The organism is Microbulbifer mixtoriginis (SeqCode), from assembly GCF_052466765.1.
On sequence record NZ_CP174289.1, the window covers coordinates 3,543,764 to 3,569,796 of the forward strand.

At 50.1% G+C, this 26,033-nt stretch carries 21 protein-coding genes; 17 read left to right on the top strand and 4 right to left on the bottom strand.

The window, feature by feature from the left end; translation table 11 throughout:
- Positions 1-44: 44 nt before the first annotated feature.
- The 13 genes from ACJJIV_RS15450 to ACJJIV_RS15510 all read left to right on the top strand — a co-directional run bounded on the left by ACJJIV_RS15450 (position 45) and on the right by ACJJIV_RS15510 (position 14,298).
- Positions 45-1,328, top strand: coding sequence for a glutamate-5-semialdehyde dehydrogenase (locus ACJJIV_RS15450; protein WP_444889546.1), 1,284 nt, complete (start codon positions 45-47; stop codon positions 1,326-1,328).
- Positions 1,306-2,049 carry a nicotinate-nucleotide adenylyltransferase gene (gene nadD / locus ACJJIV_RS15455; protein WP_444889547.1) on the top strand — a complete coding sequence of 248 codons (744 nt, stop codon included), beginning with the start codon at positions 1,306-1,308 and terminating at the stop codon, positions 2,047-2,049. Before ACJJIV_RS15450 ends, nadD begins: the two co-directional genes overlap by 23 nt.
- Complete coding sequence (rsfS, locus tag ACJJIV_RS15460) at positions 2,049-2,426, top strand: ribosome silencing factor (RefSeq protein WP_252083125.1); 378 nt, start codon at positions 2,049-2,051, stop codon at positions 2,424-2,426. The genes nadD and rsfS overlap by 1 nt, the downstream gene beginning before the upstream one ends.
- 4 nt (positions 2,427-2,430) lie before the next feature.
- A complete protein-coding gene (gene rlmH, locus ACJJIV_RS15465; protein WP_252083124.1) occupies positions 2,431-2,907 on the top strand; it encodes a 23S rRNA (pseudouridine(1915)-N(3))-methyltransferase RlmH in 477 nt (158 codons plus the stop codon).
- Positions 2,908-3,029: 122 nt separating this feature from the next.
- Positions 3,030-4,922, top strand: coding sequence for a penicillin-binding protein 2 (mrdA, locus tag ACJJIV_RS15470; RefSeq protein ID WP_252083123.1), 1,893 nt, complete (start codon positions 3,030-3,032; stop codon positions 4,920-4,922).
- Complete coding sequence (rodA, locus tag ACJJIV_RS15475) at positions 4,915-6,060, top strand: rod shape-determining protein RodA (RefSeq protein ID WP_444889548.1); 1,146 nt, start codon at positions 4,915-4,917, stop codon at positions 6,058-6,060. Before mrdA ends, rodA begins: the two co-directional genes overlap by 8 nt.
- A 43-nt stretch (positions 6,061-6,103) precedes the next feature.
- The gene (mltB, locus tag ACJJIV_RS15480) at positions 6,104-7,114 is read left to right on the top strand and encodes a lytic murein transglycosylase B (protein ID WP_252083121.1); all 1,011 of its coding nucleotides are present in this window, start codon (positions 6,104-6,106) and stop codon (positions 7,112-7,114) included.
- Between the two features lie 148 nt (positions 7,115-7,262).
- Positions 7,263-8,129 carry a septal ring lytic transglycosylase RlpA family protein gene (locus tag ACJJIV_RS15485; protein ID WP_444889549.1) on the top strand — a complete coding sequence of 289 codons (867 nt, stop codon included), beginning with the start codon at positions 7,263-7,265 and terminating at the stop codon, positions 8,127-8,129.
- 363 nt (positions 8,130-8,492) lie between these two features.
- Positions 8,493-9,638, top strand: coding sequence for a D-alanyl-D-alanine carboxypeptidase family protein (locus tag ACJJIV_RS15490; protein ID WP_252083120.1), 1,146 nt, complete (start codon positions 8,493-8,495; stop codon positions 9,636-9,638).
- 176 nt (positions 9,639-9,814) lie between these two features.
- On the top strand, positions 9,815-10,096 hold the full coding sequence (locus tag ACJJIV_RS15495) for an HP0495 family protein (protein WP_444889550.1): 282 nt from the start codon (positions 9,815-9,817) through the stop codon (positions 10,094-10,096).
- A complete protein-coding gene (lipB, locus tag ACJJIV_RS15500; protein WP_444889551.1) occupies positions 10,096-10,797 on the top strand; it encodes a lipoyl(octanoyl) transferase LipB in 702 nt (233 codons plus the stop codon). The genes ACJJIV_RS15495 and lipB overlap by 1 nt, the downstream gene beginning before the upstream one ends.
- Positions 10,790-11,773, top strand: coding sequence for a lipoyl synthase (lipA, locus tag ACJJIV_RS15505; protein WP_444883942.1), 984 nt, complete (start codon positions 10,790-10,792; stop codon positions 11,771-11,773). Before lipB ends, lipA begins: the two co-directional genes overlap by 8 nt.
- A gap of 815 nt (positions 11,774-12,588) precedes the next feature.
- The gene (locus ACJJIV_RS15510) at positions 12,589-14,298 is read left to right on the top strand and encodes an AMP-binding protein (protein WP_444887049.1); all 1,710 of its coding nucleotides are present in this window, start codon (positions 12,589-12,591) and stop codon (positions 14,296-14,298) included.
- Between the two features lie 88 nt (positions 14,299-14,386).
- Here ACJJIV_RS15510 and ACJJIV_RS15515 read toward each other — a convergent pair whose 3' ends face one another.
- Positions 14,387-14,677, bottom strand: a complete 291-nt coding sequence (locus ACJJIV_RS15515) for a DUF1540 domain-containing protein (RefSeq protein WP_252083115.1) — start codon at positions 14,675-14,677, stop codon at positions 14,387-14,389.
- A 611-nt stretch (positions 14,678-15,288) separates the two neighbouring features.
- Between ACJJIV_RS15515 and ACJJIV_RS15520 the strand changes: the two genes are divergently transcribed.
- Complete coding sequence (locus ACJJIV_RS15520; protein ID WP_252083114.1) at positions 15,289-15,807, top strand: hypothetical protein; 519 nt, start codon at positions 15,289-15,291, stop codon at positions 15,805-15,807.
- A gap of 126 nt (positions 15,808-15,933) precedes the next feature.
- Here the strand turns inward: ACJJIV_RS15520 and ACJJIV_RS15525 are convergent, their stop codons facing one another.
- Together ACJJIV_RS15525 and ACJJIV_RS15530 are read right to left on the bottom strand one after the other, a co-directional pair.
- Complete coding sequence (locus ACJJIV_RS15525; RefSeq protein WP_444889552.1) at positions 15,934-16,455, bottom strand: GNAT family N-acetyltransferase; 522 nt, start codon at positions 16,453-16,455, stop codon at positions 15,934-15,936.
- Positions 16,456-16,589: 134 nt separating this feature from the next.
- Entirely contained in the window at positions 16,590-18,926 is a 2,337-nt protein-coding gene (locus tag ACJJIV_RS15530; protein ID WP_444889553.1) for an autotransporter outer membrane beta-barrel domain-containing protein, read from the bottom strand.
- A gap of 433 nt (positions 18,927-19,359) precedes the next feature.
- On the opposite strand from ACJJIV_RS15530, the gene arfB reads away from it, so the two are divergent.
- Positions 19,360-19,767 (top strand): alternative ribosome rescue aminoacyl-tRNA hydrolase ArfB, encoded by a 408-nt coding sequence (gene arfB / locus ACJJIV_RS15535; RefSeq protein ID WP_444889554.1) that lies wholly within the window; start codon positions 19,360-19,362, stop codon positions 19,765-19,767.
- 316 nt (positions 19,768-20,083) lie between these two features.
- Here arfB and ACJJIV_RS15540 read toward each other — a convergent pair whose 3' ends face one another.
- Complete coding sequence (locus ACJJIV_RS15540; RefSeq protein ID WP_444889555.1) at positions 20,084-20,713, bottom strand: DUF2799 domain-containing protein; 630 nt, start codon at positions 20,711-20,713, stop codon at positions 20,084-20,086.
- Between the two features lie 685 nt (positions 20,714-21,398).
- Between ACJJIV_RS15540 and ACJJIV_RS15545 the strand changes: the two genes are divergently transcribed.
- Together ACJJIV_RS15545 and ACJJIV_RS15550 are read left to right on the top strand one after the other, a co-directional pair.
- On the top strand, positions 21,399-22,955 hold the full coding sequence (locus ACJJIV_RS15545; RefSeq protein ID WP_444889556.1) for a M20/M25/M40 family metallo-hydrolase: 1,557 nt from the start codon (positions 21,399-21,401) through the stop codon (positions 22,953-22,955).
- Between the two features lie 383 nt (positions 22,956-23,338).
- Entirely contained in the window at positions 23,339-25,936 is a 2,598-nt protein-coding gene (locus ACJJIV_RS15550) for a TonB-dependent receptor plug domain-containing protein (RefSeq protein ID WP_444889557.1), read from the top strand.
- Positions 25,937-26,033: the final 97 nt, after the last annotated feature.

The window sequence follows — 26,033 nt, forward strand, 5'->3', positions numbered from 1 at the left end:
TGGGGTATACTGCGCGGCCGACCGGATTTCGCACGGAGAGCCAAGTGACCACGACAGCCAGCACTGATCAGCAATCTACCCGCGACAAACTCGAACAGATGGGGCGAGCCGCTCGAGAAGCTTCTCGCACAATGGCGCGCGCAGATACTGAGGTCAAGAACCGTGCCCTTGCAGCAATTGCTGCCGAGTTGGAAGCCAATCGGATCGAACTGGCCAAGGCCAATGCGGCTGATATGCAGGCCGGACGCGAGCGCGGTCTGGATGCGGCACTGCTCGACCGATTGGAACTCAATGATGAGCGCATCGACGGTATGATCAAAGGGCTGATGCAGGTGGCCGATCTACCGGACCCGGTGGGGGAAATTGAGGATTTGTGCTATCGCCCCAGCGGAATTCAGGTGGGTAAGATGCGTGTGCCCCTGGGAGTAGTGGGCATTATTTACGAGTCCCGTCCTAATGTGACTATCGATGCGGCCAGTCTCTGCCTGAAATCCGGTAATGCGACTATTTTACGTGGCGGTAGTGAGGCGTTGCAGTCCAACCGGGCTATCGCCGCCTGCATCAGTGCAGGGCTGCGCGAGGCCGGCTTGCCGCAAACGGCAGTACAGGTAGTGGGTACTAGCGACCGCGCTGCAGTGGGCGCCCTGATCACCATGCCCGATTATGTGGATGTCATAGTGCCACGTGGTGGCACCGGCTTGATCGAAAGGGTCAGCCGCGAGGCCAGTGTGCCGGTGATCAAACACCTGCACGGCGTTTGTCACGTCTATATCGATGACCTGGCTGACGAGCAGAAGGCCTTTGAGATCGCCTTGAATGCCAAGACCCACCGCTACGGCGTTTGTAACGCTATGGAAACGCTGTTGGTGGCCGAGGCAATTGCCGGGAAAATTCTGCCGCGCTTGGCTGAGGCCTATACGCTGAAAGGCGTAGAATTGCGCGGGTGTGAACGCAGCAGAGAGATATTGCCTCAGATTAATGTGGCCAGTGACAGCGACTGGAGTGAGGAGTACCTTGCGCCCATTCTCGCTATCCGCGTCGTGGCGGATATGGATGGCGCAATGGATCATATTGCCCGCTATGGCTCAGGCCACACCGAGGCTATTGTGACTCAGGATTACAGTCGCAGTCGTCGCTTCCTTGCCGAGGTGGATGCCAGCTCGGTGATTATTAATGCCTCCACGCGCTTTGCCGACGGGTTTGAATACGGCCTGGGGGCGGAAATCGGTATCAGTACTGATAAAATCCACGCCCGTGGACCGGTGGGGCTCGAAGGGCTCACCTCGCAAAAGTGGATTGTGCTCGGTGACGGGCATATCCGCCGATAGTTTTTCGGGCCCGGCAGCCAGTAAAGAGGTAATTTTGGCAACTAAGCGGCAGACCATCGCCTTATTCGGCGGCACTTTCGACCCGGTGCACTTCGGCCATCTGCGCATGGCGCTAGAGCTGCGCCAGGCTCTGGGTTTCGATGAAATGCGTCTGCTACCCAGCCATCAGCCTCGCCACCGTCAGAGTCCGGGAGTTTCTTCACGCCAGCGCAGTGAAATGTTGGCACTGGCATTGGCTGGTTGTGATGAATTGCAGCTGGATGAGCGGGAACTGCAGCGCGGTGGTGACACTTATACGGTAGATACCCTCGAAGCGCTGCGTGAGGAATTGGGGCCACAAGTGTCCATCAGTTTCTGTATGGGTACTGACTCCTTGTTGACCTTGCATCGCTGGCATCGTTGGCAACGCCTGTTGGAGCTGGCTCACCTGGTCGTTGTGACCAGACCCGGCTGGCACTTGCCGGAAGCGAGCGCAGCCACCGGCAATGCCGAGCTAGCGAAATTGCTGCAGCAGCATCGCGGCACCCTGGCCGATTTACATGAATATGCCTCAGGTCGCCTGGTCTTGCGCGAGCAAACCCTGCTGCCAATTTCCGCTACACAGATTCGCCAGTTGCTGGCCAGCGGTCAGTCTCCGCGTTTCTTACTGCCAGCAACGGTGTTGCAATATATTGAAGACCATCAACTCTACACAGAATCGGTTGCCACTGGTGACCCGTAATGAATCAAGGTGTTATGACAAATATTAAAGATATCGCGCTAAATGCTCTGGAAGATCTGAAAGGCAAAGACATTGTCGCTCTGGATGTTTCCGAATTTTCTGATGTGATGGATAACCTGGTGATCTGCACCGGTACCTCCAGCCGCCAGGTAAAATCGCTGGCGGAAAATGTGGTGGACGAACTCAAGAAAGAGGGTGTGCGCCCGATTGGCGTTGAGGGCAAAGAGCAGGGCGAGTGGGTACTGGTGGATTATGGGGATCTGGTAGTGCATGTAATGCTCGCGGATGTGCGCAATTTCTACGACTTGGAAAAACTCTGGTCTATGACTCCAAATACCCGCGACGAGGCGGATGGTAGCGATCCCCATCAGGGTTGATTAAGTGAAGGTTCGCATCCTCGCCGCCGGAGGCAAAATGCCGGCATGGGTCCAGGAGGGTTATGCCGAATACGCCAAGCGTCTGCCCCGTGAAATTGCTCTGGAAATGGTGGAGATTCCCCTGGGGCAGCGGGGCCAGAAAAGCTCTGCGGCACTGATTGATAAAGCGCGCAAGAAAGAGGGCGAGGCGATGCTCGCTGCTCTCGGCCCGCGCGATCATGTGGTGGCGCTGGATGTTAAGGGCAAGCCTTGGAGTACAGAGCAATTATCCGACCAGCTGCGCGATTGGCAGTTGCTAGGGGAAAATGTCAGCCTGTTGATTGGCGGCCCAGACGGGCTTTCGCAGGACTGCCTGAGCAGGGCGCGTCAGCGCTGGTCTCTGTCACCTTTGACCCTGCCGCACCCTCTGGTACGTGTGGTTTTGGCCGAGCAAATTTATCGCGCCTGGACCCTGCTTGCCGGCCACCCTTATCACAAATAAGACATTTGCGACCAAGTGCGGAGAGATTTGCCAACTGGAATTCTCTCTCCGTGCGTTCGCTGTGGTAATGTAGTCCGAATTAGTTTTTTCCCGCGCCAGTCATAATCGTTTAAAAAACGCCAATGCCCCACGATCATCACCTCAAGGACCCCCACACGGAGCAGCGACTGTTTCGCAACCGCATGTTGGTGGCCATTGTTGGTGTCATCGCGTTGCTAGGGGTTTTGATCGCGCGTTTTTATAATTTGCAGGTGGTTGATTACGATGACTACCGCACCCAATCCGATGATAACCGTATTCAGGTACGCCCCGTCGCTCCAACTCGCGGGCTGATTTACGATCGCAACGGTATATTACTCGCGGATAACCGCGCCAGTTATAACCTTTCCATTGTGCGTGAACGGGTGAAAGACCTGGACGCAACCCTCGAACTGGTCGGCCATCTGGTCCGTCTGGGTGACGGCGATGTGGCCAAATTTCGCAAACGCTTGCGTCGCCGCCGTCCATTTGAACCGGTGCCTCTGAGGTTTCGTCTGAGTGAGGAGGAAATCGCACGGATCAGCGTGAACCAGTTTCGCATGCCCGGAGTTTCCGTGGAGGCCGAGTTGGTGCGCTACTACGCCCTGGGAGACCTGTTTGCCCACAGTGTTGGTTACGTGGGGCGTATCAGTGATCGCGACCTGAGTAATTTCACTAAAGAGGACGTGCGCCTCTATCGCGGCACCCGCAGTATCGGCAAGGTGGGACTGGAGCGCTCCTATGAGAAAACCCTGCTCGGCGAAGTAGGTTATGAAAATGTGGAGATCAATGCACGCGGGCGAGTATTGAGGGTATTGGAGCGCCAGGACCCCAAGCCCGGTGCTGACCTTACCCTGCATCTGGATGCACACCTGCAACAGGTGGCCTCGGATGCCCTGGGCGATCGCCGCGGTGCAGTTGTCGCCATCGATGTGAACACCGGTGGGGTGCTGGCCTTCGTCAGCAAGCCCTCCTTCGACCCCAACCTGTTTGTAACCGGAATCAGCTTTGCTGATTATCGCGCCCTGAGTGATTCCCTCGATGTGCCGCTATTTAACCGTGCGGTACAGGGCCAATACCCGCCGGGTTCGACCCTGAAGCCGCTGATGGGGTTAGGCGGGCTCGAGGCTGGACTGATCACCCGTGAAACCAAAATTAAGGATCCGGGATTCTATAAGCTGCCAAATGATCCACGTCTATACCGCGACCATGTGCGCTGGGGCCATGGAGAAAAGGTGGATCTGATTCAGGCTATGGCGCAGAGCTGCGACGTCTATTTCTGGGATATGGCTCACCGCTGGGATATTGATGGCATGCACGATATGGCCGCTCACTTCGGCCTGGGTTCCAAGACCGGTATCGATCTGCCGATGGAACGCTCCGGCCTCTTCCCCTCGCGGGATTGGAAGCGCGGTGCGCGGGGTATGCCCTGGTTCCCTGGCGATAGTCTGAACGCCGTGCTGGGGCAGGGGTTTGTCCTGGCGACGCCACTGCAGCTGGCGGTGATGACCGCTACCATTGCCAATCGCGGTACCCACTATCGCCCGCAAATGGTGAAAACCATCAACGGGGTCGAACAGCCGGCGGAAATTCTGCATAACCTGGAGGCGCACCCTGATAATTGGGACCTGGTGTTCGAGGGCATGGAGGCGGTGGTCAATCGCAGCTATGGCACGGGCAAACGCGCGGGTAAAGACCTGAACTTTCGTGTCGCTGGAAAATCCGGCACCGCCCAGGTGGTGGGTATAGCCCAGGGTGCCCGTTACGACTCAGAGGCTCTTCAGGAGCGCCACCGCGATCACGCCCTGTTTGTCGCCTTTGCTCCTGTGGATAAACCGCGTATTGCTGTAGCGGTCTTGGTCGAGAATGGTGAAGCCGGTGGCGGCGTGGCGGCGCCTGTGGCGCGGGAATTATTTGCTGAGTGGGTGCCACGACCAGACACCCAAGAGAATACGGCACAGAAAACCAGATTGAGCAAAGGGGTGGATAATGGCTAGCCGCGATTTTTCTCACCGGCTGTCCGATGCTCACGGCAGTCTCCGAAAGCCAGTGAGTCTGGCGAGGCGCCTACACATTGATGTGCCACTGCTGGTGCTTTTATTGGTGCTTGCCTCTGTGGGGCTGGGGGTGCTTTACAGTGCTTCTGGCGGCGATATGAACTACGTGCGGCGCCAGTCTATATTTATGTGCCTGGCGTTCACCGGCATGTTTATTGTCGCGCAGATTCCGTTGGATTTTTATCGGCGTTGGTCTCCCTGGGCCTATTTGGGCGGCTGTGCTCTGCTGGTGGGGGTGTTGCTCTTTGGCACCGGTGCCAAGGGCGCCCAACGTTGGCTGGAGATTGCCGGCTTCCGCTTTCAGCCTTCGGAGGTGATGAAGTTGGGAGTGCCGATGATGGTGGCGGCTTTCCTGCACCAGCGCGCCCAGCCCCCATCCCTTGTGACTGTCATTGGGGCTCTGGCCATCGTGGCGGTTCCAGCTGCTTTAATTGTGCGCCAGCCAGATTTAGGGACCTCTATCCTGATCGCCGCTTCCGGCCTGTTCGCGCTGTATTTGGCCGGGTTGAGCTGGAAGATGATCGGAGCGGCGTCCATGGGCTTGGTGGTTTCTGCTTGGCCAATCTGGCAGTGGGGGCTCAGGGACTACCAGCGCCAGCGTATCCTGACACTTCTGAATCCTCACGATGATCGCTTTGGTGCTGGCTGGAACATTTTCAATTCCAAAGCCGCCATAGGTTCCGGGGGGGTGTATGGCAAAGGCTATTTGCAGGGCACCCAATCGCAGCTGGACTTTCTGCCGGAGAGCCATACCGACTTCATTATCGCGGTGTTGGCTGAGGAGTGGGGGATGCGCGGTGTCCTGTTACTGCTTTTACTTTATGTGCTGGTGATCGCCCGCGGCATCTATATTAGCTTTATGGCGCAACATCTATTTGGGCGCCTGCTGGCGGGGAGTATTACCCTCACTTTTTTTGTCTATGTGTTTGTAAACATTGGTATGGTTACGGGATTGTTGCCAGTGGTGGGGGTACCCTTGCCAATAATCAGTTACGGTGGAACCTCACTGATTACCTTAATGGCGGGATTCGGTATTCTCATGGCCGTAGGGACCGAGCGGCGCAGGGTACATTTTTGATGAACCAGCGGCGCAAATCAAAAACTGGATGTAGAGACGCGAGATGAAGACAGGAGCGGTGGTTTTGAAGTGGACCTCGGGACTATTGGTTGGTATGGGGCTAGCGCTGGCAGCTTGTGCGCAGGAGCCCGGCCACGGCGATAATGCCGACGCGCAAAAGTTCGTGGAATATATGGTGCAAGAGCATCAATTTGACCGCAACGAAATGCAGGAACTGATGCGCAATGCCAAGCGCAAGGACTCTATCCTCAAGGCGATCAAGCGCCCCGCAGAAAAAGCCAAGCCCTGGTATCAATACAAAAAGCTATTTTTAACTCCGCAAAGCATTGCCGGCGGTGTGGATTTTTGGGATAAGAATGCTGAGGCCCTGGCAGAAGCTGAGAAAAAGTATGGTGTCCCAGCTGAGGTTATTGTCGCGATCATCGGGGTTGAAACCCGCTACGGTGGCAATATGGGAGGCTACCGGGTACTGGATGCACTCTCCACCCTAGCCTTCAATTACCCGCGCCGATCTGAGTTCTTTACTAAGGAGTTGGAAAACTACCTGCTTTTAACCCGTGATCAAGGTATGGATCCTCTCGCGCTGAAGGGCTCCTATGCCGGTGCCATGGGTTACGGCCAGTTTATGCCTTCAAGCTACCGTGCGTATGCGGTGGATTTCAGTGAAGATGGCAAGGTGGACATCTGGACCAATACAACCGATGCGATCGGCAGTGTGGCTAACTATCTGGCCAGGCACGGCTGGAAGCCCGGCGAGCCAACGACTGTATTAGCCAACCCGCGCCCCAATGCAGATATGACCATCGTCAACGATACCCTACAGCCCGAGTGGACAGTGGGTGAGCTGGCGGAAAAAGGTTTTAATGCTACCAGCCAAGTGGCACCCGAAATGCCCGCGATTGTTTTCTCTCTGCAGACTGAGCAGGGCAAGCAGTACTGGTTAGGCCTGAATAACTTCTCCACTATTACGACTTACAACCGCAGCCGCCTCTACGCCATGGCAGTGAATGAACTTGCCCAGGAGATTGTTAAAGCGCGCGGTGGAAAGAGCTGAGTTGGAGATAAATAATTCCTGAGAATAATTGCCAAAGCCGGGAACTAATGGTGATGGTGGTAATCAATAATTTTCTGTTTTACTGAGCAGTTATAGATAACAGCGGCTTGGAGACGGCAGCCTGGGGTTGCCGCGCGCCGGGGGGATTATGTTTCAGCGCAATATACGGCGAGTGTTCCTACTCGCCGCTTTGTTTTTGGTCGCTTGTGGCGGCCCGCAAATTAAGCCGAATAAGCAGGGCGAGCAGGACTTCGATAGCCTTAAGGATAGCGGCCCAGCCAAACCGGTAAATATGCTCGCTACGCCGGAGCCCACACCCGTGCGGGAACCAATCGGACCGGCGGGCAATAAAAGCCCTTATAAAGTCAAAGGTGTAACCTATCACGTACGCCCTGCGGTTAAGGGCTACAAAGAGCAGGGTAAGGCCTCCTGGTATGGCACCAAATTTCATGGGCGACGCACTGCCAATGGCGAAATTTATAATATGTATGCCATGTCCGCCGCGCACAAAACCCTACCGCTACCCAGTTATGCCAAGGTAACTAACCTGGATAATGGGCGCAGTATTATTGTGCGCATTAACGACCGCGGCCCCTTTGTTCACGGCAGAATTATCGACCTGAGTTATACAGCAGCGCAAAAGTTGGACTATGTGAATCAGGGTGTTGCCCGTGTTGAGGTAGAAGCGCTGGACCCAAATACCCTGCCACCGGTGACGGAAACCCTTTTGGCTGGCGATGTAACTGGCGGCCTGCCCCAGGATGCCAGTATCCGCCTGCCGGAAAATACCTTCCTGCAAGTGGGAGCTTATAGCAGCCCAGCCCAGGCCGAGAAAATTCGGGCTCGCTTGGCTGCAGCAATTGACTATCCTGTTTCTGTCAGTCCGGTTGAGCGCAGTGGCAAGCAATTTTATCGGGTGCGCATAGGCCCAATCTCCCAACAGCGGGCCCTGGCCAATGCACGGGAAACTGTGCAGAAGAACCAGCTGGGAGAGCCCCAGGTTGTGTATGAATAAAACCCATCGGTAAAAGTGCGGTCCGAACGGTGAATATTCCAGTTTGTGGAGAAAGGTCACGGTTACCGGAGAACCGTAAATTCCTGACGATATTCTTTTCTCGAACTCGCTGAAAAACCCGTCATCAGCTGTGCCGGCAGCACAGGAGGGGATAGCTAGTCGTCAGTGATCACCAATGGAATTGACGGTCATAGGAACGACCGTTCACAAAATACTGCGCAATGGCGCGAATTTTCTTGTATTTTGTCTTTATTACTGGCTCACGGCATAAGGTGACAAGCCTTCGCTGTGAATTAATCGCTTAAAATAAGTAATAGGTTAACAGCCAGCCAACGAACACGAGGATTAACGAGACTCTCACCTATGATCACACGGATTATCGCCTGCTCTTTTCTGTTGCTTTGTGCGGGCCTAGCCCAGGCGCAATCACTTATTCCAGCGCCGCCCCAGCTGGCGGCTACCTCCTACTTGCTTGTGGATGCCAATACCGGTCAGGTATTGGTAGAACACGAGGCTGATAAGGAGGTTCCTCCTGCCAGTCTTACAAAAATGATGACGGCCTACATTGTCTCGGAAGAGATGATCAAAGGCAGCATTAAAGAAGATGACAAGGTACGTATCTCTGAGAAAGCCTGGCGCAAGGGCGGCTCTAAGATGTTCGTTAAGGTTGGCGACCAGGTACCGATTATGGACCTGATGCGGGGCGTTATTATCCAGTCTGGTAATGACGCCAGTATCGCCCTGGCTGAACATGTTTCAGGTAGTGAGGAGGTATTTGCTGAAGTGATGAACCAGCAAGCCGAACTGCTGGGGATGGAGAACACCAATTTTGTCAATGCTACCGGCTGGCCGGCTGAGGGGCATGTGACCACCGCCCGGGATTTGGGGGTTCTCGCACGTGCTCTGATTGCCAACCACCCGGAGCACTACGACATCTACTCCGAGAAGTATTTCAGTTATTCCGGTATCAACCAGCCCAACCGCAATCGCCTATTGTGGCGCGATTCCGCAGTAGACGGCATTAAAACGGGCCATACCGAAGAGGCTGGCTACTGTTTGGTGGCTTCTGCCATGAAGCGTGGTATGCGCCTGATAGCCATCGTGGTAGGCACCGATAGCGATGAAAAACGCGCTTCAGAGACCCAGAAGCTACTGGCTTATGGTTTCCGCTACTACCAGACCCACAAAGTATATGGGCAGGGCGAAGTACTGCAGACCGAGCGTGTCTGGGGTGGTAAAGAACCCAGTGTTGGCATAGCAGTTGAGAAGGATATTTTTGTAACTATCCCACGCGGTGGCGAAGAGGGTATTAAGGCCGACCTGATTGTGGATGGAGAGCTGGAAGCTCCCGTCGAGAAGGGTCAGTCTGTTGGTAAAGTTGTTGTGACTCTCGATGGTGAAACTGTCGCGGATGTTAAAGCGGTCGCCGCAGAAGAGGTAGACCGAGCCGGTTTCTTCAAGCGCATGTGGGATTCTATCAAGCGCTTTGTTATGGGCTTCTTCAATTAAATTTGCTCAGTTTTGACCAGCCAGGGGTGGCAATTTTGCCTCCCTGGCCGGCTCGCCCGGTTCCCTGACCAGTTCCTCTGTCATTCCCTGTCCACTGCCCTGCGCTCACTGTATAATCGCCGCCCGGCTGCACCTAAGCTTTTCTTAATGTCCAAAGGCCGGTCCCGGAGAGTGGTATGAGTCAAGATCCCAATCAGAAACCCCCGAAGATTGAATTCCCTTGCGAAGACTATATGGTCAAAGTGGTACGCGATGCCAATGAGGACGCGCATCAGTTCGTTCTGGAAGTTATGCGTCGCCATGCCCCCGGTTTGGATGAGGAGCGCATTACTCTGCGGGATAGTAGCAGTGGGAAGTTTACCTCCATGACCTTCTTTATCCTCGCTACAGGTGAGGACCAGCTCAAGGCCCTCTTTGAGGAGTTGAAAGTACATCCTGCGGTTCATATGGTGCTTTGATGACCATTGTCCGCAACCTAGCCCGGCGGGACTACGAGATCGTCTGGCGTGCCATGTCCCGATATACCGATCTTCGTGATGAAAGTAGCGCAGATGAAATTTGGTGTGTGGAGCATCAACCGGTATTTACCCAGGGGCAGGCGGGCAAGGCAGAGCATCTGTTGAATACCGGTGATATCCCAGTGGTGCAGGTGGACCGTGGTGGCCAGGTGACCTATCACGGCCCCGGCCAGCTTGTGGTTTATCCATTGCTGGATTTACGTCGCGCCCAAATCGGCGTGCGCGATCTGGTGACGGCCTTGGAGAAAGCTACGGTAGCAATGCTGGCAACATTGGGTATAGCGGCTGCGCCTCGTGCTGATGCACCAGGGGTCTATCTGACGGAAGGGCCTCGCAGTGGCAATAAAATTGCTTCCATAGGCCTGCGTGTGCGCCGCGGCTGCAGCTTCCACGGTATTGCCATCAATATCGATATGGATCTGGCCCCTTTCCTCCGAATTAACCCCTGTGGATATGCCGGCATGCAAATGGTGCAGATGGCCGAGTTATTGCCACAGGTACCCTCCTGGGAACAGGTGGCGGAAATTTTTGTGCGCGAATTACTGCGTACCTTGGAGCTGCCCTCGGCCAAGTGGCAGCCACTAGAAGAACATGTATTGGCGCAACTGAGCGCGGAACAGCAGGAATTGAGTAATGGCTGATAAACCCGATCTGGTGCCGGTAAAGCGCACCCGCCGCCTTCAACAGGGGGAGAAACTGCGTGATGGTGACAAAGTAGAGCGTATCCCAGTCAAGGTTATTGCCAGTGATACTGTGCTGCGCAAACCCGACTGGATCCGGGTGAAAGTGCCAGCCTCAAAAGAAGTGGATCGAATTAAGAGTATCTTGCGCTCGCAAAAACTCTCCACCGTATGTGAAGAAGCCAGCTGTCCGAACCTGGGTGAATGTTTTAGTGGCGGTACTGCCACTTTCATGATCATGGGGGAAATCTGTACCCGCCGCTGCCCCTTCTGCGATGTTGGCCACGGTAAGCCCAACCCTCTGGACCCGGAAGAGCCCAAGAATCTGGCGGAGGCCATTGCCGCCATGAGTCTGCGTTACGTGGTTATTACCTCGGTGGATAGGGATGACCTGCGCGATGGGGGGGCTCAGCATTTTGCCGAGTGTATCCGCGAAGCTCGCGAGCTCTCCCCGAACCTGCAAGTGGAAATCCTCACCCCCGACTTCCGCGGGCGCATGGATATTGCACTGGATATCCTTGAAAAGCAGGCACCGGATGTATTCAACCATAACCTGGAAACCGTACCGCGCCTTTATCGTGAGTCCCGCCCAGGTGCCAATTACAAGTGGTCCCTAAAGCTGCTGCAAGAGTACAAAAAGCGTCGCCCGGATGTACTAACCAAGTCAGGTTTGATGGTGGGCCTGGGTGAGGAAAAGGAAGAAATTTTCCAGGTAATGGACGATATGCGCGAGCATGATATCGATATGCTCACAATCGGTCAGTACCTGCAGCCGAGTAAAGAGCACCTGCCCGTGCAGCGCTATGTACATCCGGATGAGTTTGAGGAATATCGTCGTTATGCAGAACAAATCGGCTTTAAGCATGCCGCTTGTGGTCCGCTGGTGCGTTCTTCATACCATGCAGATAAGCAGGCTCATGGTGAGACAGTAAGCTAAAAATAAGTAAATAAAAGAGGGGAGAGTTGGATGAGCTTTCCTCTTTTTTAAGATACTTTAATTGTAACTTTTATCTTCCTCATCCTTTATCCTCTCAACTCTATTGCGCATAAAGTTCTTCGCAGCAGTGAGTTATTTAAAATAACTTTTAATTTAGTAAATATTTTTCACTGGTTGAGTGTTTCTAGCGAAGCTTTAGTCAGAGTCAGCGATGGTCTGCTAATTCGATTATAATTCCAGTTTTTATCTTTTAAAAAACGATACTGTTTAGCTCTTGTCATTTATGTGAACACACATTTGCTTTGACGGTTTAGGCTGGAAAGTAATTAGATTTTTTAAAGTGTGAAAGTATAAGAATATAAGTATTCACAATTATGACTACCGTGATTATAGTTGGTACTAGCTAGTCATCTCTTGCGCCGTAAGCTTTTCTAAGTTTTTTCATTAACTCAAGCTTTTGCCTTTCCACAAAAAGTGCACCAGATACTATCTTATTGCAACCTCATTGCAACGGACTGGGTAGTCTACACTCTTGCTGAAGTGGTACATCCTTTCCTAGTGCTTAGTAATTGCACTAAGCGAGCATATTCAGTAACTTTAAGTTAAATAATAACGATAAGCTGACGTTGACCTATATATTTGTGACTGCACCTCTTAGAAAGCTGCTAGTCAGAGTGCACTAAAATGGTGATTTAGGTGCGCGGTCAATTGAATTGGCGATCTGGAATTTAAGTCGCTGCTAGTACCCAAATGCAGGGTCTAACAGTGCTATCCAATATCAAACCATAATAAACACAATAATGAGAGAGAAAGCGATGACTCCAGAAGAGCGATACGAAAAAGTGAAGGGCCTGCAGCCATTGGAGCTTCTCTACAAGAGAGAGGCGGAAGAACCGGAAACGGTATTTCTTCGTCAGATGCAGCGCCGCGAGTGGCAGGACTACACCTGGCGTGAGGTAATGGATCGGGCCAGACGTATCGCGGGCTACCTGCGCAGCCGATTCGAACCAGGCGATCGAATTGCAATTCACGGTAAAAACTGTGCTGACTGGATCATTGTTGATGTAGGTATCCTGCTTGCTGGTATGGTTAGCGTGCCTCTGTATCCTGGGCAATCCGCATCCTCTATGTCTTATGTTTTGCAGCACTCCGAGTCGAAATTGCTTTTTTGTGGAGCTACAGATAACAATGCCGCTCTTCAGGAAGTGGCGGACACTCTACCTTCGGTAGCGATTCAGCGCTGTGAAATACACTGCGATGAAGAGTTGGGAGCTGTTATCGCCTCTAATGAACGCTATGAGGAAAGTCCCGTTTTTAATGAGGATGACCTCTTCACCATTATGTACACCTCTGGCACTACCGGTAATCCCAAAGGCGTGATGCATACATGGTCGTCGGTAGTCTTTGTAGTACCCAATATGATTCGTGGTTATGGCTTTAATGAGAGCGACCGCGTGCTTTCCTATCTGCCTTTGGCCCATGCCGCAGAGCGAATCTTGGTGGAATTCCACTGTCTCTATTCAGGTACGCCGGTACATTTTCCGGAGTCCCTGGATACTTTCCTCGAAGACTTACAGCGCACCAAGCCAACTATGTTCTTCTCGGTTCCCAGATTGTGGACCAAGTTTAAGGAGGGAATTGACGAGAAGATTCCGCCTGCGTTGCAAAATGTACTGCTCAGAATTCCGGGCCTGAATAGTTGGTTAAAAAATAAGGTACGTGCCGGGCTTGGACTGGATCAGGCACGAATGCTGGTAAGCGGTGCCTCACCAATTTCCATCGAGCTATTGCGCTGGTATGAGCGTATGGGGATGCAGATAGCTGATGGCTATGGGATGACGGAAAACTTTATCTATGGCTGTTTTGTGATGCCGGGTGAGGACCCAGTGCCTGGTACGGTGGGTAAACCTTACCACGGTTGCGAGGTGAAAATTTCTGATGAGGGTGAAATCCTTTTCAAAAGCGGCTCTCTGATGAAAGGGTATTACTTAGAGCCAGAGAAAACTGCAGAAGCCATTCGGGATGGTTATTACCATACCGGGGATTCTGGTTTTATCGATGAGAGGGGCTTACTGCATATTACAGGCAGGATCTCTGAAACTTTTAAAACGAGTAAAGGAAAATTTATTCAGCCTAGCTTACTGGAGGGACACTTCGGTAATGAGACCCTTTTGGCACAACTTTGTGTGTTGGGGCATGGTATGGATCAACCTGTGATGTTGGCGACCATATCGGAATCTGCGGAAAAGCTTCCTCGTACTGAGGTCAATGAACAGTTGCGACGTATACTGGAGTCAGTTAATGAGCGTTTACCGTACCATGAACGTATCCGGGCAATTTTTATCTGTAAGGAGGAGTGGACTCCGTTAAATGAATTTCTGACTCCCACTCTAAAAATTAAACGCAAAGTGCTGGAATCCCATTATCAACCACTCTTTAAGCAGCATGCGACTACTCAAGGGGTAGTTTGGGAGCCCCGGGATATCAAAGAGAAGTCTCAACGGGATTTACAAGCTGTAGATTAAGATCGTGTAATGCCTTAAAAGAAAAAGCCCGATAGCGGATAGCTTTCGGGCTTTATTATTGGGGAGGAACTTGCCAGCTGATCCAGGCTCAGTGGGTATAGCTTAGGCAATTTGTTGAGTTGCCATTGCGCCCAACCTCTATACGGTCCGCTGAACATTCGAAGTCATCGTTAAATTTACAGTCTTCCATTTTACAAGCGCCAACACCCGCGGTGCGGGAACTGCGGGTGTGCCTGGAATTAGTGAAGAAAGTGTCGCAATCTGGGTCCGCGCCTTCACCTATAGTTATCGCCCTGGCGTGGCAGGCATCATTAGCATTATAGGCACACTGAGTTGCGGCACATTTGCTCACTTCAGGCATATCTGTCGCGATTATCATGGCTTTCTTCTCCTAGATTAATAAGTTGGAGACTAGCTTAGCGCCGTGGCATGTCAATAAAGAAACCATGATTTTTGTAAGGCATTAAAGCTTTATCATATTTGTCTTGAATTGATAGTGTAATTACTCAATGGAAATGATTTAAATAGATGATTATGATTCAAAATTAGTTGTTTATATTCATTTTCGAAATTTCACGATTCTTGACCGTGTCGGCTATATCTTCAGATGCAATGTTTCTACAAATAAATACTATTTAATATTTTGGCCTGGATGCCAGCCCTAGATGTTGACTAATCGAAAAGCTCAAGAGTAAAAATTTATTTTTTAATTGTATTTTTATTGGATTTGTAGGAGCGATATCTGGTAAAGATTGGACTTGTCTCTGGTGATAAGCTACCAATCAACGCAGTTCATAACTTGGTTTGGAGTTCTGATATAAAGAGAAGGGACTTCTGGGTTCAAATGAAGAATAGCAATCTTGAAGTTTTACTGCTGTAGTCAATCAGTGTCATTACGTGTGATTACTGTCAGCATAAAATCTCTTGATTGGTATTGTTCTCATGCCTACTATCCGCCCCCTGTTCATGGTCTTTAGATTGAGGGGATAAATGAAAAAAATAGCTGTGCTGGTATTATCTGTCATATTTCTAGCCTCCTGTGGAGAAAACTCAACACCAGAGGATTTGGCAGAGGATCTTGTAGATGCGCTAACCTCCCAGGATCAGGAAGGCTACAACGATTTATTTATGACAGCGGAAGATCATGAAGGTTTGATTGAGTTGGCTCTAAATGCTGATATTCGTGAATCCAGTAAAAAAGGTTTTATGAAGCGAACCAATGAGTTGGTAGAGAAGATGCAGGGTGCAGATTATATACGTACCCAGAAAAGTAGAATTCAAACCGCTTACAAGAAAATCCTATTGAAAAGTAAAAATCATTCCTTTGATTGGGATGAGGCTGATCTGGAGTCTATTGACTACTCTATCGAAACTAAGTTTGGCGTTGAGCGGGCAAAACTTGTTATTACGATGGAGTACATGGATATGAAATATAAAATCAATGCCCCCAGAATAATAAAAAGCCAAGATGGTTGGAAGTTGGACCTGATGCCAAGCTGGAGAGGCTAAGCTTAGGCCGCTGAGTCGGTGGTTGAAACTGTCGGCTCAGAAGAGGCACTCTATCCAGTCACTTTTTACGAGTTGGTCATTATTGGTTGCAGTATTTTGGGATACCAAATGACTTCTGTCATTCTGTTAAGCTTCCCATGCCATTAGGAGAAGCTCTTCTGTTTCCCCTGGTAAAACAATCTTTTTCTCTACTTGAAGCCCAATTTTATTCAGCAGCTTTATTGAGGATGTGTTTTCGGGTAGCGTGATCGCGACAATTCGCTCTAGGTTTAATTGGTGTTGAGCATATTCCAGCACGGCTTGTGCTGCCTCTAACGCGTAGCCTCTGCCTCTATATTTTGCTAAGAAAGCGAAGCCAATATCTACATCATCGAGACAGTCCCGCTTGATTAAGCCGCATATACCGATGCCGATACCATTGCCAAGTTCAACTTTATAGAGACCAAAGTTGTACTTGCGGTACATGGCTATTGGCCCTTTTTTAATGTAATCACTAGCCTGCTCAAGAGTGCGCACTCCGCGATCGCCAATATATCTCACGAAGTCCTCATCATTGAGTAGGTTGAGCATCAGTTTCGAGTCACTTTCACAGAGCTCACTGATCACTAAATTAGGTGTTGTGATTTGAAACATACCGGCTTTTTTCACAATGAGGGGTGGCTTTGTATTGTGCCGGTAAGCTGTTTATATAGCGAGAAGGAGGCTCGGGAGGAACTTAATTGTTAGGAGAGGGAAGAGAGTCGCGCCCCCTGAGGGGCGCGAGTGTTAGCCCTATAGCTGGATTAGAAGCGGTAGGTAACATTGACCGATGCTTGCTCAGCCGCTGGGCGTGAGGTCACATTGGCACTTAAAGCGAGGGAGTCAGCCGCTTGCCAGCGAATACCAGCAATCAGGCCCATACCATCGTCGAAGAGGCCTTGGTCCACGCTGGAATAGCTGGGCATAGCGTTCATGTTACCAGCCATAGACTTAACACCTACCTCAAGGGTATCTGTGTCAGTACCGTTGGTATCTTCATACCAAACCTGCGCGTAGGCATTGATGGTGTTCCAGCTCTTATTGGCAAAAGCACCGAAGCGCAAGGTGTTGTAGTCTCGCTCTTGGTCACCGTAATTCATGCCCAGGGGATCGTACTCATTACCCATGGAGTCGGTGTAAGTAAAGCCCTCGATGGCCTTTTCGGTATAGCCGTCAACTTCCATGGTCGCTCGGGTTACGCCGATGAAGGGCCCTAGCTGGAAGCTTGATTCGCTAAACAGGTTGGCACCAACCGTCAGGCTCAGGGTGGTATTTTCACCGGAGGTATCGCCTTCCAGCTCGGAAGCAAAATTATTGCCGAGGGTCAGGGCGCGGTTTGCCTGGTCGAAGTCTACATCGGTCAGGGTCATGCTACCTTCAACGAAGAATACATCGTGATGGAAGCGGCCAAACAAGCTGTAGTTGGTAGAGGTGGACTCGATATCGGAGCGGGCGTTATCCACATCGATATCAGAGCGGCTCACCGCGAAGCCCAGTTCCAGGTTGTCGCGAAGGGCGTAGGTCATACCGATCAGGTTGGCATTACTATCGCCGCTCATATCGGCGGCAAAGCCGTTGTCGTAATCGATATCACCGAAAATGCCGCCAGCAAATACTGAGGTTTGGGCCTGGCTATAGCGAACACCAGCCAGGTTTTCATCCAGGCTGTTAATGTGTGTGCGAGCAGCCTGAGCGCCGATGTCAGGCAGCTGACCGGCGACCTGAGCGGCATTCACAATAGCGGTGTAGTAGTCGGCAAGAACCTGCTGACCAACTTGGGTGGGATGAACGGTATCGTTGAAGATCAGCTTGGAAGCATCGGGGTTAGTGCCATTTGCACCGTATACTTCATGCTCGATACACTCACCGCCGCTGCCGTCATAGCAATATTGGCCCTGTTCGAATTCAGTAGACAGGCCCAGTTGACCGGCATTATTCAGGGCCACCTTGAGCAGGCCGGCTTGGTCGACCATCAGTACGCCGTCGATATCTTTGGCTTGAGCCAGCAGATTGGCATTAAAGTCTTCGGAAGCCTTGCTAGCTTGTTCCAGGGTGGATGCAAGTTGAGCGCTCGCCTGCTCCTGAGTTAATTGCCCTGCTTCTACAGCTTTTTTGAGGTCAGAAGAAACTTTTGCGAAAACTACTGGGGTCTTACTGATATCCGGCACATTGGATACCAGAATATAGTTAGCCCCTGCGTTGGATAAAGCGCCGGCAGCGCTCGCGAGCATCACGGATGCCAGACCTGCATTTGCAGTGGCTTCCTCAATGCTCATTTCACCTTTAGCGACACTTGTAAAGCCGCTCAGCAAGTCATTGCCGCCACCATTTACCCAGTAAAGGGCGTTGGCATCAACAGTACCAAGTGTGGTTTCCAAGTAACCGCGTCCAGTGGGGTGAGGGTTACCGGTAGTGCCTGAATCCGCAATAATAGCGGCGGGTGCGGCATCAATCATTGCTTGTAGGCCATCTGCCATGGCCTTGTACGTTGCCGCATTTACAGCATCACCAGCGGCCTCATATTGCTCTGCGGCTGCAAGGAACTCTGCAACCTTAGTAGGTCCTTGGAGCAATAATCCCAATTGATCTAAGTCCGCATACAGTCCAGTCGCAGTTTCGCGTGTGGGGTCTGGCAGTAGAACGCTAGCGAAACTATGCATGTTGGGGTTGTAGGTCAGCCCATTAGCTTCCAAGTAAGCCAGGTAATTTTCGGTACCAACAATATTAAGAAGAACATCAGCTGCCTTATGGCCCCCTACGGCCCAGCCAGTGCCAACATTAGGCAAAGCATTGGCTACTTGTGCTTTAGCCGAGGCCAGTAGTTCTTCTTGGCTTAAATTCTCATTGACCTCAGGGAGGCACAGCGATAGGCCTGCGCAAGAGGGAGTAACAGGACCCAGCCCCAAATTCTGGGACATGATATTGATAGCGATATCATTTGCATCGCCACCATTAGTGAATACATCGTAGTTGCCTACGTCGGTGAGGCTGTCACCAAAAGCAATAACCTGGCTGAAGGCCGATTCTTCTGCAATTGCAGAAACGCTGGTAAGGGATGCAAGTGCAATAGCCGCCGCAAGGCTGCGCTTGGCGTTAGGCATGGTTTTCTCCTAGTCGCGGTAATGGCACACCCGCGGAGACATCGGGAGGAATCCAGAGGAAACAACTGGGCGTGCATCTTTATTGTTTTTTGTTCCTGTACCTCAAGGAAGCTTGGCAATACTAGCGGATTTGACCCAGACAATAAAATAAGTCACGGGTTAAGTGGCTGGCTGCTTGGTCATCCCAAAATTGGGGGCCTTGAGGCACGCACAAAGTGGCGCAATAGTACTGAATGATTCTTTTTAGGTAAATGCGCTATGGCTTTTTAATCGTTCGATTCATGGTGCGTCTGATTACTGGGAAGGGCAAGTGTTTTTCTAAGAATGAGGGGTACCAGGGTACCGAAAGGAGAGTGTCCTAAAGAGTGATGAATTTCAGTAAAATATAAGTTCTCACCCTGATGGTCATCGAGTTGGTTTTGGATTTGAAATTATGTTTAGTGCCCGTTTAAAGATTAACCTGGCTGATGTGCAGTTCAGCGCTGTCCGCGCCCAGGGGGCGGGTGGTCAGAATGTAAATAAAGTCTCCAGTGCAATTCACCTAAGGTTTGATATTAGTAGCTCCTCTCTGCCTGAGGCGGTTAAGTCCCGGCTACTACAATTACGTGATCAGAGAGTTTCAGCTGATGGTATTGTGGTTATTAAGGCGCAGCGCTTTCGGACCCAGGAGAAAAATCGGGCAGATGCTTTGGAGCGTTTACAGCAATTGGTCGAGCAGGTATCCAGGGTGGATAAGCCACGTATAGCGACGAAACCCAGTCGAGGCTCAAAGGAGCGGCGCCTGAAAAATAAAAATCGCCGCTCTCAAGTAAAGGCGATGCGGGGAAAAATTAGGGACTAAGTAAGCAATTTCTTTAGTCTTCTTTTTATAATGACTGTTTTTATAGAAGCTAGATAGACAGAACCCAGAGAATTTAGTGTTAGCTAGATACGGTTAGAGTTTTGTTTTAGCCGTTTATTTTAGAAAAAAATAAAATAAAACTATACTGCCAGTAAATTATATTGGATTCTGCATTAGAAACTTATTTAAAGACGGAAGATAATAACTCTTTACAGTTAGGGCTATTTAAAGAGTGGCGTTAATAACTAATTTGTCCATGCTCCAGGTCGTTTAATGAACAGTTTCTCTTCTCCTCTGCCCGGGTTTACCCTGTTACTTATTGTGGGTAGGGAGATATAGCCAATAAATCCTGATATTCCAATTGTCTTTGTGTCAGCTCGAATAGTAGGTCGTCAATCTCTAGTCCCAGCTCTGTATGGCGCACCTTAAGGCGTGCGATGTCGGCCAACAGGGTAACCCGCTCTTCGCGTGTCGCTTCATCTTCAACCAGTTGGGCACCTATTTCAGTCATGTCATCTAGGAGGTGCTCACGTTCCAGCTCCCGGTCGTGAATAGCCGCTTCAATTTCTTCAACTGCAGTTTTGGCAATGAAAAGATTCCGGCCGGTTTCATAGCCTTTCAGAAAGAGCCCTTCAAGGCCCGCGGGACAAACGCCGGCGTAGTTTTCCCCTGAACGCCCTTCAGAAAAGCCGCGTAGCTCTGTACAAAAAAGTTCTAACCCCTCATCCCGCCCGTTGCGGTAGGAACTGGTATTGAGCTGAACGCCATACTTTGCACAGGACTCCCGTCGTTTGCCCATGTAACTCAATCCTCTTCCTTCGGCGCCGTCTTCATAACCCAGTGCCTGCCAGTCGGCTACTTGGCATTCATCTTTGCTCATGGTGGCGCAACCGCTGCTTAAGAGCGTGATGGCGACCAAAGAAAGGGTTCCAAATCTTAGCTTCACTGCTGTTTCCTATGATCGGGATAAAAGGGCAACTTACCTGGGCCAACCTGACTGTAAGCTGAAGAGAATGGGTTAAAGGCTCATAAACCTTGTGCGATACCAAAGTGTCTCTGCACTCTCTACATAAGGTGAAAAAGAAGAGGGGTAAGAGTTGAGGCATAGAGTTAAGAAGACAGTGTAATTCATTGCTCGATAGGCCCTGTCTAATCCAACAGAGTTTATTATGTTGAGTGATTTCGATCGTTTTCTAATAGCCCTTTATTGGATTTAATTCGCCTGGTGTTTGTCCTTCTCTATTCACAATAGCGAAACTTTTTATATTCAGAATTTTTTAAGTTCTCTTCAGTCTTAAAAATTATTATTTGTTTTTTGGTGAGTGGTGCTAAATTGTTCAAGTACCATTTTTCTGTTGGTACTTGTTTCTTTGATTTTTATTGAGTTTTTCTATCTGTTAACCCCAGCGTTTATCAAAGTTTAAATAATAAAAATAAATCCATATGTCGTACAGTATTTCTTCTTGAGTCAGGTTGCGTATTTAAGAACGTTTTTTATGGGTTTTTTTAACTTCGTCGGCATCGAAGCATGCTGTTTGTGCAAGGATTTTGCATGAGCCTCCAGTGCCTCCCAGCGTTTTTTGGGAAATTGCCGACTTACGCTGGGGGAATCAATCAATGTGGAGAAGATAATGAAAAAAATGATTTGTACATCGCTACTAGGGTTACTGGTGGTACCCGGTGTAACTTTAGCTGAGGACTTGTGGATAACGATCGGCAGTGACGGTTATCAATCCCTGAAAAAAAGCAGTGCGTTAATGGCTAAGGAGCCCCTGAATGCACTAGGAGAGCGCAATGGTATAACCATATTGAAGGTGAATGAGGATAATTTATCCGAAATTTCTACGATAATGCATAATAGCCACAATCGTTGTGGTGGCTTTATGGTGCATGATTCCCTGCAGGAGGCCCAAACTGCGCAGCTCTCTCCACTGGCTAACACCGTGTCGAGTATTGCCAGCTATACCATTGATAATGCAAATGTGGTGAATGCCCTACAGGCGGAAATCTCTGAGGCAAATATTCGCTCGACAATCACCAGCCTTTCCAATTTCACCAATCGCTATTACACCACTACTACAGGCGTAGCTGGTGCTGAATGGATTCGGGATAAATGGCAAGCATTGACTAGCTCTCGCAGCGATGCATCTGTGCAGCTCTATAGCCATAGTTGGGCTCAGCCTTCGGTCATTCTCACTATTCAGGGGCAAACAAACCCTGATGAAATCGTGGTATTGGGGGCGCATTTGGATTCCACCGTTGGCTGGGGTACCGGGGAAGGCACCAGGGCACCGGGTGCCGATGATGATGCCTCGGGTATCGCCACTCTGACCGATGTGGTGAATGCCATAGTGGCAACAGGTTACAAGCCTGCAAAAACTCTGGCTTTTATGGGGTATGCGGCAGAGGAGGTTGGCTTGCGTGGTTCCGATGATATTGCTACGGATTACAAGAACCAAAATAAAAATGTGGTTGGTGTTCTACAACTGGATATGACCAATTATTATGGTTCAAACAGTGATATCTATATTATTGGTGATTACACCAACAGCTCACAGAATGCCTTCCTGAAAGATCTTGCTCAGACCTATCTGGGGAACCTTAGTGTCGGCACAACTACCTGTGGCTATGCTTGTTCGGATCATGCCTCCTGGCACAACCAGGGCTTCGCGGCCTCTTTCCCTTTCGAGGCCACATTTAATGGCTCTAATCCTTATATCCACACTGTCAATGACACTTTAGCCAACAGTGGTGGCGATGCAAATCACGCTGTGAAGTTCGGCAAACTGGCTGCCGCTTATGTGGCAGAGCTGGCCAAGGGATCCATTGGTGATGATCCAGGTCCTGATCCCGACCCGGATCCCGATCCCGATCCAGGTCAGGAGAAAACGGAAAGTTTCTCTGGCAGTGTGACTCGTGGTGGAGAGGAGCATTACGGGCCATTTAGCGTGACACCGGCAACCAATTTTGTTGCGGATATGACCGGCACCAATGACGCTGATCTATACGTGCGGTTTGGAGCAGCCCCGACCTGGCGCTACTACGATTGCCGGCCCTACGAGAATGGTTCAGCTGAAAATTGTTCGCTACAAGTGCCGAGCGGTGATAGTCAAGCGTTCATCATGGTTCGCGGATACAGCCGTCAAACTTCCAACTTTGAGCTGGATGTCACCTATACCCCGCAATAAAAAAAGAGGGCCCAGGGAATTTTCTTCCCTGGGCCTATTATCTCCATCCTCGATTTTAAAATATCAGCAAAAAAATGACATGATTGGCAGTTAAGGCTGGCAGTCGGCTCTGACAGTCATTGCTATAAATTAATTTAAACGCCATGGATTTTGGTTTCCAGAGTAACTGTTGTCTAATCGAACGAGGGAAAATGCCAAAAAGTGAAAGTCTTTTAGCACTGACGCCAAAATTTGCAGCTATCTTGGCGAACTGACATATTCCCACAGAAATAAGTCGCGCACAGTTATTGAAATTGTGCGCATGAAAATTACTGTGCATCACTTATCAGGGGTAACCTGTGGTGTGCTGTCCGAATTAATAATGAGAAGAGAGGACGGGCAATATGCAAACCCATTTGCTAAAACCTTTATCGTTGGCAATCGCCATCGCGCTGACTGCTCCAAGTGCTTTTGCGCAGGATCGAAATGAAAAATCTTCGACAGCCGATGATCGTACTATGGAAGAGGTGATTACTACCGGTACCCGTAAGGAAGGTGTTTCCCCAACAGAAACTCTTTCACCGGTTGACGTAGTTGGCGGAGAGGAGTTGGCAGATCAAGCAGGCTTTGACCTCACTGAGTCTCTGGCAAAAATTGCTCCCTCGTTTAATACCCAGCGCTTTCCCATCGCGGATGGTACGGCATTTATTCGTCCAGTAACCCTGCGTAATTTGTCCCCGGACCAAACATTGGTACTGGTCAATGGCACTCGTCGGCATCGTTCTGCCTTGGTAAATTTACAGCTCGCTCCTCTGGGTACGGTAAATCAGGGGGCTCAGGCGGTGGACTTTTCCACGTTGCCTTCACTGGCTATCGAAAGAGTCGAGGTGCTGCGTGATGGTGCTTCGGCCCAGTATGGCTCCGATGCTATTGCCGGCGTGGTTAATATTATCTTAAAGGATGATGCTGAAGGTTTTGCTCTTTCTGCTCAGACCGGTGAATATTTTGAGGGGGATGGAACTCGTAATTCTTTTGCCGCTAATGCTGGTTTCAACCTTTTTGATCAGGGGTTTGTTAATGCCACTGTAGAATATTCCAAAGCTGATAAAACTTGGCGTGGTGTCACTCACAATCAAGCAGAAGTAGTAGGTTCTATTCTGGGTAGTAATCTGGTGCCTCTAGATGGACTTGGTCAACGCTGGGGTGATCCGGATGTGGAGGCTCTGAAATTTTTTGTCAATAGTGGCCTGGATATTAATGAGAATGTAGAGCTATATGGTAATTTTGGGTATTCCAGTAATGAAACGATTTCTGATTTTTTCTATCGCGAACCCGTGCTGGATCCGGAATATGAATTTGCAGCTGAGCCTACTCTACAGAAGGATGATGATGGCGATTTTCTTCCCGATGCCGCCCCTCAGTCACTGATTGATTATATTGTTGCTCAAGGCTTAAATCCTTCTGATTACCTGGTAGCGGATGACTCCAGCCCCAGTGGCTATGTATTGCGCAATCCGATTTATACCCAATTCCCGGGTGGTTACAATCCACAATTTGGTGCGGAAATTCAGGATATCTCCGCTGTAATAGGTGCTCGTGGAGAATTTCAAAATGGTTTGACCTGGGATCTGCGTGCTCGTGTTGCAGAGAATGAGGTGGAATATGTATTGAAAAACTCTATTAATCCCAGCCTCGGGGTTTTGTCACCCACTAGCTTCAAACCGGGCACCCTCACCCAGGAAGAGTCCAGTCTAAATGCAGATTTTGTGAAACCTATTGATGTTGCTGCCTTTGCCTCCCCACTGAATGTTGCTTTTGGCGCTGAATGGCGTGAGGAAACCTATTCAATTGGAGCTGGTGATACTGCATCTACTGAGGTTGGCCCAACGGCGGTGTATTTTGGTGTGGGCTCAGATGGTTTTCAGGGGTTCTCCAAAGACTCAGACGGTAGTTTCAGTATTGAGAGTATTGCCGCTTATATCGACCTCGAAGCGGATGTTACTGATGCACTAACCCTTGGCGTGGCGTTGCGCTTAGAAGAATATGATGAGTTTGGTTCCACCTCCGACTGGAAGCTTTCAGCTCGTTACGATGTCAATGAGAACCTTGCTCTGCGCGGGACAGTGAATACGGGCTTCCGTGCGCCAACCCCTGGGCAAGTGAATACCCTTAATGTCACTACCACTGCAGATTCCAATGGTAATCTGATTCCGAGTGGTACCTATCCGGTGGACCATCCGGTAGCAATGGCCCTGGGGGCGAAAGAGTTGACGCCAGAGGAGTCGACCAGCTTTACCTTAGGGGCAGTGTTTACACCGTTTAGCAATACCAGCGTCACTCTTGATTACTACAACATTGACATCGAAGACCGCCTTGCATTGCGCAACAATAAAATCGGCGCAGAAGAAATCGAGCTGCTACAGAATGCAGGGGTAGAGGATGCTGCCTTATTGAAAGACAGCAATGCCAACTATTTTGTCAATGCATACGATTCAGAAGTTTCAGGTATCGACTTGGCCATTACCAGTGATTTTGAAGTGGCAGGTAATTTACTGGTTGTGGATTTACGTCACAACCACAATAAGCAAGAAGTGAGTAAAGTAGAAACTAATACGATTAATGCCTCCAGAGTCTTCGACCTGGAAAATCAGGTGCCCAGTGATCGCACAACTCTGACTTTTGATTTTGATACAGGTGATTTGTTTAGCGGCTACTTAAGATTCAATCGCTACAGTGATTGGGAGTCTACTGGTGGTTTGTTTGGTCCTGGTGATGCTACGGATACCTACAGTTATGGTAGTGAAATTTTGGTGGACTTGGAGGCGACCTTTACTCTCTATGAAAATTATAAATTATCCATAGGTGGTGAAAATATTTTTGATGTGCAGCCCGATGATGAACAAGACGGTACTCTGCAATATTTAGGCGTTCGCCATGCTCTGACATCACCGTTTGGTTTTAACGGCGGCTTTTGGTATCTCCGTGCGAGTGCAGAGTTTTAGTGGATTGTTTTTTTTGATTGGGGACTGGCACCAAGCTTTCATTAATTGATAGCCGTTGCCAATCAAAATTTACTCTGAAGTACTTATTGCGAGCAAT

Excerpts from the sequence above, each read along its gene's own strand:
- ACJJIV_RS15530 (WP_444889553.1), bottom strand. The coding sequence starts at position 18,926 with ATGCCTAACGCCAAGCGCAGCCTTGCGGCGGCTATTGCACTTGCATCC.
- mltB (WP_252083121.1), top strand. The coding sequence starts at position 6,104 with ATGAAGACAGGAGCGGTGGTTTTGAAGTGGACCTCGGGACTATTGGTT.
- mrdA (WP_252083123.1), top strand. The coding sequence starts at position 3,030 with ATGCCCCACGATCATCACCTCAAGGACCCCCACACGGAGCAGCGACTG.
- rodA (WP_444889548.1), top strand. The coding sequence starts at position 4,915 with ATGGCTAGCCGCGATTTTTCTCACCGGCTGTCCGATGCTCACGGCAGT.
- ACJJIV_RS15495 (WP_444889550.1), top strand. The coding sequence starts at position 9,815 with ATGAGTCAAGATCCCAATCAGAAACCCCCGAAGATTGAATTCCCTTGC.
- ACJJIV_RS15550 (WP_444889557.1), top strand. The coding sequence starts at position 23,339 with ATGCAAACCCATTTGCTAAAACCTTTATCGTTGGCAATCGCCATCGCG.
- ACJJIV_RS15515 (WP_252083115.1), bottom strand. The coding sequence starts at position 14,677 with ATGATAATCGCGACAGATATGCCTGAAGTGAGCAAATGTGCCGCAACT.
- lipA (WP_444883942.1), top strand. The coding sequence starts at position 10,790 with ATGGCTGATAAACCCGATCTGGTGCCGGTAAAGCGCACCCGCCGCCTT.
- arfB (WP_444889554.1), top strand. The coding sequence starts at position 19,360 with ATGTTTAGTGCCCGTTTAAAGATTAACCTGGCTGATGTGCAGTTCAGC.
- lipB (WP_444889551.1), top strand. The coding sequence starts at position 10,096 with ATGACCATTGTCCGCAACCTAGCCCGGCGGGACTACGAGATCGTCTGG.
- ACJJIV_RS15490 (WP_252083120.1), top strand. The coding sequence starts at position 8,493 with ATGATCACACGGATTATCGCCTGCTCTTTTCTGTTGCTTTGTGCGGGC.
- ACJJIV_RS15520 (WP_252083114.1), top strand. The coding sequence starts at position 15,289 with ATGAAAAAAATAGCTGTGCTGGTATTATCTGTCATATTTCTAGCCTCC.
- rsfS (WP_252083125.1), top strand. The coding sequence starts at position 2,049 with ATGAATCAAGGTGTTATGACAAATATTAAAGATATCGCGCTAAATGCT.
- ACJJIV_RS15545 (WP_444889556.1), top strand. The coding sequence starts at position 21,399 with ATGAAAAAAATGATTTGTACATCGCTACTAGGGTTACTGGTGGTACCC.
- ACJJIV_RS15485 (WP_444889549.1), top strand. The coding sequence starts at position 7,263 with ATGTTTCAGCGCAATATACGGCGAGTGTTCCTACTCGCCGCTTTGTTT.
- ACJJIV_RS15510 (WP_444887049.1), top strand. The coding sequence starts at position 12,589 with ATGACTCCAGAAGAGCGATACGAAAAAGTGAAGGGCCTGCAGCCATTG.